Below are 12,812 nucleotides of genomic sequence, written 5' to 3'. Positions count from 1 at the left end.
ATTAATAAACAATATACAACGCAGCTAGTCCAAATATGCCTAGAAAACTCAGAACACCACATGTCGAGTACAACAACAGTCTCATTGTTAATTCCTGATTACAAAAAATGATTAATAGTATTTACTTTATAAATTGTCTTATGTGCAATTTAAGGGCGAGGGGTTGACAAGGTTATATTAAAATAGCACCTCCAGATAAATTATCATTTAACATTTAGTTAGAGTTTCCCATGCTGAAATAATTCCCTTTACTCTGTGTTTTTTACGAAGTAATTAGAGGTTGTTTATGTTTAATCTTTACAGGTTGCTATTCCATGTTATTTCTTGTGTGGTTGTTATTTGGGTGGCTAATACGTGAATGTAAATTAATTCATAGAGTGGGAATTAACTCGAAAAACGGAAACTAACTCGTAGAATGGAAGTTAATTTCTCTAATCTGGGTGATCAAGTTATCCTCGATGAGGACTGATACGCTCTCGATTAAGTTGTTATCAACACCGTTAAATACGTTCACGTTAGTGATTAGCTTTTTCATAGTCTGCACCTTTTGGAAATGAGTGTGTGTCGCTGATGGAGTCATCATATGGGGGCAGCATTTGAAGAATGGCCATTTGGTGACGGTGATGAATTGGGTGTGTTTTTGCTATTGCTATAAGAGAAGGAAGGGGGATTTCTGTCGAATCATTAATTTGAATAATGATTATTGGTGGTGTCACAAAATGGTAAGTTTTGCTCCTTTTCGAGCGCTAAGATGTATTTCAAATCAAGGCGACTTATCAAATTAGAGAGAGACAGAATGACTAAATCAGACAAAGTTTACGGGTTCAACACACCACAACGTCTATTTGTAGGTTACACGTTAGCTGTGCTGGTGGACTTAGTGGTACTTAACTTTTTCGATGAGTACTGGGACTTCGTCAACATTGAGTCTTTCACTATTTCTTTGATAGCAGCGTTATTACTGCAGTTATTGTTGAAGCTCTCTATTAGCTTAGAGCACAAGATTGCTGAGCACTTCAAAAGTAAACCGGGTACCGCGCCTAAGGTTTATCGCGCCATCACTACTTACATCATCTTGGTGGGTTCAAAGTTCGTGATGCTAGAAGCGATTAACTTATTGTTCGGCGAGAAGGTGAGCTTTACAGGCCCTTGGAATGGTGTAGTGGCGTTCTTCGCCGTGGTATTTACGATTCTCATTGCTGAAGTAATTGTATCGAAGATCTACTTTGCGCTTGATGATAAACAAGAATCAAACTTGAAAGAAAAGACAGCTTAAGCATAAGTAGAGTTAAACATAGGGGAGTTCGGAATGAACCCTCAATTGAAAAGGGTTGGCATGTTTGCCAACCCTTTTTGTCTTTTAGCTATCCCACACTTTAGAGTAAGCGACTAATTCAGCTTATGCAGACCGATTAATTAGTACTTAACTTGGTAGTTCAGAGTGTAAGTACGGCCGCGGCCTTTGTAGTCATACGCTGCTGAGTCGTAATGAGACGAGTAAAGGATTTGAGCACGTTGACCCCAAACAGTGGTGTAGTCTTTGTTCAGTAAGTTTTGAATACCAAAACCTAGACTACCGACAGGAAGCTGATAGGTACTCACTAGATCAAACACGGTGTAGCCATCAAGTTTGTTTTTGTCGTCTTCGTAATCAAACATAGTTTGGCTTTGTACTTTTACAGATAGGTCTGTGTCATACCAACCTGCCCAAGCACTTGCTTTAGAAGTACTTGCACTTCCTGCAGATACATCTTTCCAACCGTCGTTACCTTTCACTTCAGAGGTGACGTAGTGACCAGAAGCGCCCAGTTGAATGTTGTCATGTACCCAGTAAGAAGCCATCGCCTCTAGCCCGTACACTCGCTTTTTGTCATTGATGTTTTCAATCAGCAATGTCTTTCTGTTGTACTTCACTGATTTGTCAGATTGTGAGTAATAAGCCGCGGTTTGCAAGCTTAGCTCGCCAGTATCAAGGCGGTAACCTAACTCGAAACTGTTGGTTTTGATACCAGACATTTTTGAGTCATTAACGTTGATGCTGTCGTTGAGTTTCCAGTGATCACCAACGAGCTTGTAGCTGCCTTGTCCGTAGTATTTAGCTGGGTCTGCAAGGTCGAAACCTTGCGAGAAGTTTGCCCAAACTTGAGACTCGTTATTAAGGTGGTAGATCGTACCTAGGTTAAATAAGCCAACACCGTAATCAGTTTCACCACCTGGTACTGCGTCTGCTGTTTTGCCTTTACCAGCAGCAATTTTCTTCTGCTGGCTGTAGCCGACAAAATCATCAATCTTGTTAGAGATGTATTGGTAGCGGAATCCACCTTCCACCGTCCAATCATCGGTGATCGCATAGTCAGATTGCACAAAGCCCGCGATAGAGCTGACTTTAACACCGGCATAGCGACCCACTTGTGCATAGGTCTTGTTGACTAAGTTGCCTGAATTGTTCGCAATGGTGCGATCGTAAAGCGCTTGATTGCTATCAAGCTGATCTTGATACGCATCGATACCATAAACAATATTGAACTTATTGAAGCTCTTAGCCAGTGCTGTTTTTAATGAAATAACATCGGTAATTTGTTGACCAGAAGATTGGAAGTAAGGCGTGTAAGTTTGGTCTTCTTTACGGTATGAAGCTTCAGCAATAAACTGATGCCCAAGGAATTGATCATCGACGTAAGAGGCACTCAGCATGATGCGCTCAGTTCCGTGTTCGCGATCCGAGTAAAACCCTTTACGTACGTCAACAAAATCGCGCCCGGTGATGTATAGACCGTAAGGAGAGTTTTGCTGGCTATCGTAATATTGTGCTAGGAAGTTGAGCTTTTTGGTCTCAGACAGGTTCACGCCGACAGTTGTCAGGAAATCTACCGTCTTGTTGAACTGCAGTGAGCCTTGTGAAATGTCAGGAGTAACAATATCGCCATCTGCATCGAATACACCTTGTGTCTCGGTGTAAACCACAGAAGAGCGAGCTTGAACTTTGTCGTTACCGCCAGAGATAGATTGACCGACTTTGTAATCGAAATCTTCACCTGAATTAAAGCCCGATGAGCCACCGACATAAGATTCGAATTCTAACTCTTCACCTTGTGCTTTTTTGGTGATGATGTTGATGACACCACCAGAAGCACCGGCACCGTAGATAGATGTTGCACCCGATAACACTTCGATGCGATCAATGTTAAATGGGTCGATTGAATCTAAGTGGCGGCTGATTTGGCGAGAGGATTGCAGTGATACGCCATCGATCATAACGAGCATCTTACGGCCACGTAGATTCTGACCATAGTTAGTACGAGCGCCGCTGCTTACATCTAAAGAGGGAATGCTCGCCGATAGAATTTCACCTAATGATTTACCGCCACGGTATTCCTGTTCGATTTTATCTGCGTCGATGTACCAAACTGTTCCCGGAATATCGCTGATCGCTTTTGGTGTTCGGCTAGCGACAACCACCATGTTCTCTTCGGTTGTGTATTCTTGTGCTTGGGCTGTAAACACTGTGCTTGCTGCGACAATCGCTAGCGTAACGGTGGAAAGCTTGAAACTTCCTTTTTCGGTTTTCATTTTGTTCTCAATCTTGATCAATAAAAGGCTGCACAAAGACTCATATTTGTGCGATGACTTTGTTTTTTATAAGTAAACAAGCGTTCATCTTTACTGGTTAGTAATAAATGAAGCCTCCTAAATTAGAAAAGAGGTTAACAGTGGTCACTTACTTATGGCCCCAAACATACTCATCTCGATATCTTTCAAGCTTGTATACGTTCGCATTCACGCCACCTAAGCGGTTACTACTTCTATAGTTAAAGTACGAAGTATTATCGTTAAGTTTATCAATTCTAAATAAGAATCATTATTATTGTGTTTTTGTTGCGAAAATACAATATGAAAATGCAATTTTATTTTATAGATTTGGAAACACTTGTTTGCCGAGGGGGTTAGTCACTCGGGCGGAACAGAGCCAGTGCCTTGTTCCGCAAGTGTTTAAGCGGGTGTGAACCATATAATTCAGAAGGTGTGAAAGTGCAGGTATTAGGGCCTGTTGATCTTTTGAACAAAATTTAACAACGAAAGGTAAACAGGCCCTCGTGTGTTCGTGAAGTCAGAATGGTATTTTCGATGGTAGAAGGACACGATAAGGGCAGCCATGATTTGACTGCTCACGTAGTTAACTGTTTTTTGCCATGATGCTGTTGATTAAGCTTTCTCGCTGCTCCATAGAGACCGTCATTACGTCGTTGTAGGTGCGTTTCATGACTCGAATGTCATTTTCCAGTAGCTGAGCTAATTTTGTCGAGGCCGTTTGGTTGTCACCTTCTAGCACCAATTCGATGATCTCTAGGCGACGCTGGCACGATTTAGTGACCGAAGATTGAATGTGCATCGAGACGAGATCGGTCGCTTTACGTAGGCGATTATGTTGTTGCATGGTGCTCAATAAGAAGCGATTTCCTGAATATGCGGCAAGTTGCTCGTGAAACTCAGCACTGAGGCTAAAGAGTTGACTGGCGTTGACAGATTCTGGGGTCTGAATCGCTTGAGCATGGCGATCTCGGCAGCTTTCAATTGCACTGTTATCAAGTGTCCATGTTGGTTCGAGTAGGCCAGCAGGCTCGAAAATGAGTCGACAGCGATAACTTTCGGTGTGTCTTTCTAAGGTGTTCAACACACCATCAAGCTGCCATTTGTATCCTGGACTGCGACGAAAAATACCATCGTTTTCTAATAGGCGCAGTACGCTTTGCATCTCACCACGGTTGGCATCATAACGTTGTTGCAGGTCTTTCTCGGAAAACGACTGACCTAACTCACTAAAAAATAAATCCATGAGTACGCGCAGGTATAATTGTTCTTGGCGAGGTTGTTGGTCGTTGTCTTGGCCTGAAATTTCGATATTTGCCGCATCGGTTTGTAATACAGACCCTTTATAAGGGACGACTTTAGTGATGCCTTGCGCTGACAAGTGTTTTAGCACCGCTCGAATAGGGCTTCTTGATACTTCGAATTGCTGCGCCAAAGATGATTCGTTTAGGCTGCTTCCCGCTTTCGCGTTGTCGGCTTTTAGCCTCGCGATGACCTTGAATAACAAATTTTGTTGGAGCTTTGTAATTGTCGTTATGTCCATGACGCTCAGAGTATGTGTTTAATCTTGATTCCATGGTAAACACAAAAAGGCTTAAATACCATAAATTGTGTTTTTGTAACCAAAAGACAATGTTAATCGACCTGTTGCAATGGATAGGTTGGTTGGTAATTTAGCGGTTCGTTGGGAATTGAATGGTTGGCGGTTATTGATAGCTTTGTTGGCAAGTGTGCCATACCAATCACAGTAAGTAAGTGTTCAAAAATAGCGCAGGAAAAAGGCTTGAGAGCAAGGCAGCTCTTTTCGACAAGAAGTTTCGATAAGTAGTTATTCTACAATCAAAAATTCTAACACAGTTATCGAGCGTTTTAACCAGCTAGGGTGACCAGTTATTTACTACGATTGGTATTAATGAGTGGGTAAGAAGAGAGCCCGCTTAAAGCCTCGACTGCAAATGGAGGCTTCAAACGGGGGCTTTAAGCGGAGAAAGTGACTTCTCGTGTGTGCTTATTTTCTCATTAGATAGAGGAAGTAGCCGCCACCAATCAGAGAGGCTAATAGACCTGCCGGGAACTGCCAAGGGAACCATAGCGTACGACCAATCCAGTCTGCAGCCACCATGATGATAGCGCCTAATAATGCTGCTGTGAGCATTTGAGGAATCGCGCGATATTGGTGAAGCGAACGCGCCATGTGTGGCGCCAATAATCCAATGAAACTTAATGGCCCAATGACGATGGTGCACAGAGTTGTTAGTGCCGCGACTAGCAAAAGCAAAGCCAATCGAACAGCGGTTGTGTTCATACCTAGGCTGCTTGTGGTGACGTCGCCTAAGTTAATCAGCTCTATCCAGCGATTCAAAGACAGCGCCACTGCACTGATGATGGCAACCCCAACGGCGAGCAAAATGACATCTTGATTAGCGACTAAATAAGTCGAGCCTGAAAGCCAAGTGAGGAGCGCGGTTGCATTCTCATTACCCGAGCTCATTGTGATGCGCAATAGAGCGTCGAGCCCTGCACTTAGCGCGATGCCTGTTAACAAGGTTTGCGTTGGGGCGAAATTGTGTTTTCTTCCCATTAACCAAACCACGGCAGTCACTGAAGTTGCACCGAGTGTACCAAGCAGCATTTGCTCTTCTCGGCCGACTGCAGTGCCAAATAGTGTGCCGAGCACTAACGCCAGAGCAGCCCCTGAGCTGATCCCCAATACTTCGGGGCTCGCCATTGGGTTGTTTGAGATGCGTTGAATAATCGTGCCTGCAAACGCAAGCCCGATCCCTGCCAATAGCGCGACTAATACACGCGGTAGACGTAGATCGAATAGCGATGGGTTGAGTTCAACATTCCAACCGAACTGGTTTTTACCTACTGTAAGGGCAAGAACACACATTGCCATCAATAGTACTGACATCGCGGCCAGTACTTTACGCGTACTGACGAATTTGTAGTGCTCAATGGTTTCACTGCGGTTTTTGAGATCGGACTGCAGCTTGGTACGTTGCAGTAACCACAATAAGAAAGGAGCACCCAGTAGCGCCGTCATTGCGCCGGTAGGGAGCAGTTCGCCACCGAAGCCAGAGAAGGGCTGAATCACTAAATCCACAATCAATAGAATGAAGCTGCCTACCAACCCGCTGACCAGAATCTGTTTCGCGAGTGCTCTTACACCGATAAGCCTAGCGATAGCAGGAGCCACAATGCCAACGAATCCGATTAAGCCTACTTCACTGACTACGGCTGCAGTAATAAAGATCGCCAACGATAAGCAAAGCAATTTGATTTGTTTGATGTTTACACCAAGCGAAGTGGCGACATTATCGCCAAATTGCAGCGCTGATAATGGACGCTGTAAAACCAGTAATAACAGCGTCGGGATCGAGACTAAAGGTATGAGAACCTGCACGCTCGACCAATCATTCTGATTCAGTACACCTGCACCCCAAACAAAAATACTGGTAAGCCGTTGTTCATGCAGCATGAGCAACATGGTGTTGAGTGAGCCTAAAAATAGGCTGACCACCATACCGGCTAACACCATGTGTAATGGTGAAAAGCCTCGTGCAGAACTTAAGGTAAAAACTAAGCCTGTTGCAAGGCAGCCCCCAATGAAAGCGGGAATAAACCCTGGGATAGCTAGGTTAGCAGGAATTAAAAGGATCCCTAATACCATGCCGAGTTCTGCGCCCGCAGCAACACCCAATGTGGTAGGTGAGGCAATGGGGTTACGCAGTACAAATTGCATCACACACCCAGCGACTGCCAGTGCAAAACCACAAATGAGAGCGACGGTAAGCCTAGGTAAATAGGTGAGGTGAGTAATCAGATGCTGATAATTTGAAGAATCAAAGTGAAACAGCGTATCCCAAATCAAGCCAACCCCTTGCGAGTAAGGAGCGGTAATTTGCAGTAGCGAGCTGATCAACAAAACAGCAGCGACAGGTAGTGCCGCTGCCTTGATACTGAATCGCCCGGTGACGGTTTTTTCGATCTTTGCGGTAGCCATTATTTTTGGATAAGCAGTTCGGTAATGTGGTCACTAAACCTTTGAGCGGCGATTAGCCCACCGAAGGTCCAGATGGTAGGAAGTTCGTAAACGGAGTCTGTACGCGTAAACGCCATCGCTTGCCAAAGAGGGGATTGAGTCAGTTTCTTATGCTCTTCTTCCGTTAGCGGGCCAAAGATCATCACATTCGTCTGTTGGTGTTCAGCGAGCCTTTCAGTACCTGTAGTGGTAAAACCCCAGAGGTTTGTCTGCTCTTGCCAGTCGTTTTTAAGACCCATGCTGCTTATGGTGGCTTGCGCTAATGAACCTTGGCTATGAATGCGTAAGGTTTTGTCGTTGATAAAGCGTGCAAAAATCAGTGGTTTGTCTGAGTTGCCTGCGGCACGTATTTTTTCACCATTATCGCTTAATCTCTTGTTTGTCTCATCAATCACTTGTTGGGCGCGTTGTGCTTTGTTAAATAGCTTGCCTAAAGAGAGGGTAACCGAAGTTGCGGATTCAAGAGGTTGTTTCTTTTTGCTGTAGACACTGTAAACCAAGACAGGTGCGATTTTATTGAGCTGGTGGTAGGCCGCCGCCATATGCTCACTGATTAAAATGACGTCAGGTTTGAGTTCTGTTAGTAGCTCTAGGTTTGGTTCTCTTCGAGATCCCACATCTGTCACGTCTGCATTTAACGCAGGTTTTACCACCCATTGCTGATAACCTTGTGCGTCTGCCACACCTTGCAACTCAACGCCTAGGCTTAATACGGTTTCGGTGAGTGCCCAATCTAAAGCCACCACTTTTTTAGGTGTAGCATCGAAAGAGACACTGCCCATTTCATGTTTGATTTCTAGTGCGTGAACGCTCTCTAGAGCAAGGGCGTTGAAAGCTAATACTGTGAACAGCATGGTGATGAACTTTTTCACAACAGGTTCCTTTTGATTTAAGGGATGTAGCTGATAGGTTGCCCTGTCTCAGGGTGTTTAAAGAGCGCAAGCTCCATTCCGTAGATTTGCATTAGTGTTTCTGGCGTCATCAAATCTTTAGGCGAACCGGAAGCAATCACTTTCCCAGAATGAAGCGCAATCAAATGATCACTGAATTTGGCGGCCATGTTCACATCATGAAGCACCATGATCACGGTTAAGCCGAGTGACTGATTAAGCTCTCTGATTAAAGTGAGCAATTCATGCTGGTGCGCGACATCGAGTGCTGAGGTTGGTTCATCAAGCAAAATACATTGGCTTTGCTGAGCAAGTAGCATGGCGACCCAAGCTCTTTGTCTTTCTCCGCCGGAAAGTGTTGCGACAAATCGGTCAGAAAAGGCATTAAGGCCAACTTTCTCAATCGCTTCGTCTACGATGGCATAATCATCTTTGCTATAACGTCCAAATGCGCCTTTCCATGGATAACGGCCAAAGCAAACCAGTTCACGAACGGTCACGCCATCAGTAATCGGTGGGTGCTGCGGCAGGTAGGCGACTTGGTGTGCAAATTCAAGGTTACTGTATGAGGCGAGTGGTTGCTCATTGAAGAAAACGTCACCTTCTGTTGGCGTATTTTGTCGACTTAACAGTTTAATGAGTGTCGATTTGCCACATCCATTATGACCAAGCAAGGTGGTGATCTTCTTTGGTTCAAAGGTCAAAGTCGTTGGCGAAAGGATTTTCTTACCGTCGATTTCGAACGAGGCATTGGTAAGTGTGTACATAATGCAATATGAAGTTGAGTTATGGGCTGCTAGCCGCTAATGTAACACAGTGAAATCAAAATGATAATTATTCGCTAAATCAATCTATTTATCATTGTAATATGTTCGTGCCCACTACGAACCTACCAACCTTATCTAGCGCCTTCGATATTATGTCTGTGATACAAAATAAAAAATTTCAACTATTGGCTATTGGTCTTGCTTCGGCTCTTATGGGAATTGGGCAAAACGGCTTACTCGTTTCCCTGCCTTTTCTTGTGGAACAGTCTGCATTCAGCTTGCCTACGTGGTCGATTCTTATCGCAATAGGAAGCATATTATTTTTGCCGTCTGCGCCTTTTTGGGGAAGGCAGAGCGACAAATATGGACCTAAAAAAGTAGTCATTCAGGCATTGCTAGGCATGGCAATCAGCTTTGCCTTGTTGTGTTTTTTCGTCATGTTTAGCAAACAGGGGCAGGCATTCGTGTTTTGTTTGATTGGGTTGGTGGTCGCGCGAATTATTTATGGTTGTACGGTGTCTGGAATGGTGCCTGCGAGTCAGCATTGGGCGATATTATTGTGTGGTGAGAAGAACCGTTTACAGGCTATTACATCAGTGAGTCTTGGCCTAAGTGTTGGTCGATTAATTGGGCCTTTGGTCTCCATTTTAGCGTTAAAGTTATCGCCTTTTGCTCCCCTGGTCGTGATGATTTTTTTGCCGTGTGTTGCTTTACTTGTCACGATGTTATTACCAACCCCTAAAGAAGATACTCGGAAGGCTGAAGGAATAGGGCAAGCACCTTGGTTACCGAATAGAACATTACTGCCTTTTTTATCTTGCGGGTTGTTGTTGTGTGCCGCAGTCGCGTTGTTGCAATACAGTTTTTCTCCACTTATCTATTCGATCACCCGTTGGCCTACCGATCAAATAAGTGACACGATCGGGATTCTTTTGACTATCAGTGCTGCCTGTACTTTTGCTACTCAACTCTTGGTTATCAAAAAAGAAAAGCTGACACCGTTTGTTATGTACCGTTGGGGGGCATTGGGTCTGCTTGTCGGTTTTGGAATGTTCTTGATTCCCAGTATGTGGGCGTTTGCTGTGGCGATGGTACTGACAGCGATTGGCGCAGCGTTGCTTGTTCCTGCTTACACGTTGTTTGCCACTGAAAAGCAAAGTGGTACACCGGGCGCAGCCGCAGGGTACATCGCCATGTCCCATACTCTAGGCTACGGGGTTGCTTCAATGCTCGCGTTTACTTCGACCTTGAACCCTCAGTATCCCATCTACTTATGTGGGCTATTTTGTCTACTGATTTTCGCGACGACTTATGTTGTAAAAATAAAGGGAAATACCAAGCTCGCTGAGCAAGCTTAATCTTATATTTCCCCTGATACTTTTTAGTGAATCAATTGGAAGTGAGCTAACGGATAGCAAATTAACTGGTAGCAAACGGCTTTGCGTCGAACATTGGTTTGCTAATTTATGTCTTTGAAAGCAGCGTCTTCGAAAACCACATCCCCTCTTAACACTGTCATTAACACCTGTGTTTCTGCGATTCCTCTTGCTGACAACGTGGTGATGTCTTTGTTGAGAATCGCGAAGTCCGCTGATTTCCCAACCTCAATAGACCCCGTGACGTCTTCGATACCAAGGCTCTTTGCTGCATTGAGCGTGTAAGCGTCGATAGCTGTGTAGATATCAGTTAGGCCTGTTTTACCCATGATTAAGCTATTTGCGATTCCAACTAGAGGGTTGATGTCGTGTACGTTCCAGTCACTGCTCAAGGTGATATTGGCATCAGTCTTAAGTATCGCGTCTAAGTTCATCATGGCTTTGGCGCGGCGAGCACCAAGGAAAGCTTCAGCCCATTGGTGTTGAATCGGAACCGACTTGGAAGTCCGCCGAGACATTGAGCTGCTTGAAGCGGGGAACGTCTTCATCATTGATTAACTCTATGTGAGTTAGGGTATAAGGCTTTTGCGAACCTTGTTTACGCACGCTTTCTATCGCATCAAGAGATTCACGAACGGCACCATCACCAATCGCATGAATGTGCGCACTAAAACCGATTTTATCGAGCGCGGTTAGCCACTCTTTCATCTGTGCTGGTGGAATGTAGTTTAGGCCATTGGGAGACTGTGGCAGATAGGTATCTAAATAGGGCGCGAGTGTTTTTGCTGTACCGTTAATGAAGATGCCATCGCTGTACATTTTTACCTGATCGACGAGCAACAGACGGCTTTTATCATCGGAATACATCTTCTCGAAGACTTCTAATTGAGAGGGTATCGCCATTGATGGGTAAACCCAAGGGCGTAATGACACGCGAGCCGTCAAATCTTGGTTTTGCTCCGCTTCTAGCCAAACGTCATACCAGCCTCGTTTCCAGTACATCCGGCCGTCACCGATGGTGGTAATGCCGTGCGCAGCGGCTTCTTCAAGACCGAACATTAACCCTTGGTAGCTTTGTTCAAAGAGCTCGCTTTGGCTGTTCCACGCCATCTCCATAATTTGGTCGCCAGCGTTATCTAATAAGATGCCATTGAGCTTGCCGCTGTCTTGGTCTTTTAAATAAGCGCCACCTTGTGGGTCAGGAGATTGTTGGCTGATTCTGGCTATTTTTAAGGCTTTTGAGTTGACCCACATAGAGTGAGAGGTTTGCTCCATAAGCACCACGGGGCGATCAGGGAAGATACTGTCGATGATCTCAAGTGGTGTGTATTCAGAGTCGCTGTCGAGTGTCGACTCAAGAGAAAAGCCATAACCCATCAGCCAGCCTCGACCATTGGTTTCGGCATTGATTTTACACGCTTCTAAGTAAGGGATTTGCTCTTCTAATGTGGCTTCAGAGTCTAGTTCGCAATTGCCACCCAGCTCTGAGGCGGCTTCAAACACATGGTTATGATTATCAATGAACCCCGGCAAAACAAAGGCATTCTCCAAGTCGATGACATCGGTACTCTGACCTTGAAAAGATTGCGCCTGAGCGTGGTCACCGATGAAGATGATCTTGCCTTTATGGGTAACGATCGACTCTGACTCGCGATGCCCATATATGTCGGCATTGGTAAAGATCTGGTCTGCGGTTAGGCTTTGAGAAAAAGCCGATGGCACAGAGACTAGGCTAGCGAATAATGCAATCCATGCAGTGCGTGGCAAAGTGAGCTTATTGTTCATTGTTATTTATTCCATGTTCCACTGTTTAGTAAGTATAGAAAGCGAGTGGTAAGAATCATATCGCGGATTTTTAATAATAAAGTGTCCATAGTTGCTCTCCTGATTAAGTTAACTTGCCGTATATTTTGCGGTGACTCCGACTCAATATCGAACATCAATGAAACACCATTGATTCATTCGCAGACTAAACAATTCACATAAGATTCTGAATAAATTACAGTTAGGTGAACTTTAAAAATGGATTTAACGTATTACCAAGGATGTAAGTTTATGTTTTCACGAGACTTACTCGCATTACTAATAAAAACAAGTCGAGGTTAGGATGAAAAAAATATTATTGCTGCTTAGCGTGATCTTATTG

Annotated in this window: 8 protein-coding genes and 1 pseudogene; 2 read left to right on the top strand and 7 right to left on the bottom strand. The window is 44.5% G+C overall.

Annotation, left to right across the window (positions count from 1 at the left end):
* Positions 1–403 precede the first annotated feature (403 nt).
* Positions 404–535 carry a hypothetical protein gene (locus AB4232_RS19930; RefSeq protein ID WP_017100407.1) on the bottom strand — a complete coding sequence of 44 codons (132 nt, stop codon included), beginning with the start codon at positions 533–535 and terminating at the stop codon, positions 404–406.
* Positions 536–796: 261 nt separating this feature from the next.
* Between AB4232_RS19930 and AB4232_RS19925 the strand changes: the two genes are divergently transcribed.
* The gene (locus tag AB4232_RS19925) at positions 797–1,276 is read left to right on the top strand and encodes a hypothetical protein (protein WP_372087840.1); all 480 of its coding nucleotides are present in this window, start codon (positions 797–799) and stop codon (positions 1,274–1,276) included.
* 140 nt (positions 1,277–1,416) lie between these two features.
* Here AB4232_RS19925 and AB4232_RS19920 read toward each other — a convergent pair whose 3' ends face one another.
* The 5 genes from AB4232_RS19920 to AB4232_RS19900 form a co-directional block, all read right to left on the bottom strand.
* On the bottom strand, positions 1,417–3,570 hold the full coding sequence (locus AB4232_RS19920) for a TonB-dependent receptor (protein ID WP_372087839.1): 2,154 nt from the start codon (positions 3,568–3,570) through the stop codon (positions 1,417–1,419).
* 604 nt (positions 3,571–4,174) lie between these two features.
* On the bottom strand, positions 4,175–5,131 hold the full coding sequence (locus AB4232_RS19915) for a GntR family transcriptional regulator (protein ID WP_372087838.1): 957 nt from the start codon (positions 5,129–5,131) through the stop codon (positions 4,175–4,177).
* A 465-nt stretch (positions 5,132–5,596) separates the two neighbouring features.
* Complete coding sequence (gene fhuB, locus AB4232_RS19910; protein WP_102249534.1) at positions 5,597–7,594, bottom strand: Fe(3+)-hydroxamate ABC transporter permease FhuB; 1,998 nt, start codon at positions 7,592–7,594, stop codon at positions 5,597–5,599.
* Complete coding sequence (locus tag AB4232_RS19905) at positions 7,594–8,505, bottom strand: iron-siderophore ABC transporter substrate-binding protein (RefSeq protein ID WP_017096909.1); 912 nt, start codon at positions 8,503–8,505, stop codon at positions 7,594–7,596. The genes fhuB and AB4232_RS19905 overlap by 1 nt, the downstream gene beginning before the upstream one ends.
* A 17-nt stretch (positions 8,506–8,522) precedes the next feature.
* Positions 8,523–9,290 carry an ABC transporter ATP-binding protein gene (locus AB4232_RS19900; protein ID WP_372087837.1) on the bottom strand — a complete coding sequence of 256 codons (768 nt, stop codon included), beginning with the start codon at positions 9,288–9,290 and terminating at the stop codon, positions 8,523–8,525.
* A 101-nt stretch (positions 9,291–9,391) separates the two neighbouring features.
* Here AB4232_RS19900 and AB4232_RS19895 point away from each other — a divergent pair, with 101 nt between their 5' ends.
* Positions 9,392–10,648: an MFS transporter gene (locus tag AB4232_RS19895; protein ID WP_372087836.1), complete on the top strand. Its 1,257-nt coding sequence runs from the start codon at positions 9,392–9,394 to the stop codon at positions 10,646–10,648.
* Positions 10,649–10,749: 101 nt separating this feature from the next.
* Here the strand turns inward: AB4232_RS19895 and AB4232_RS19890 are convergent.
* Positions 10,750–12,451, bottom strand: a pseudogene (locus AB4232_RS19890) (amidohydrolase).
* Positions 12,452–12,812: the final 361 nt, after the last annotated feature.

Source organism: Vibrio sp. 10N.286.46.A8, assembly GCF_041470165.1.
GTDB lineage: Bacteria > Pseudomonadota > Gammaproteobacteria > Enterobacterales > Vibrionaceae > Vibrio > Vibrio tasmaniensis_A.
This window is presented reverse-complemented; position numbering and strand designations above follow the sequence as displayed.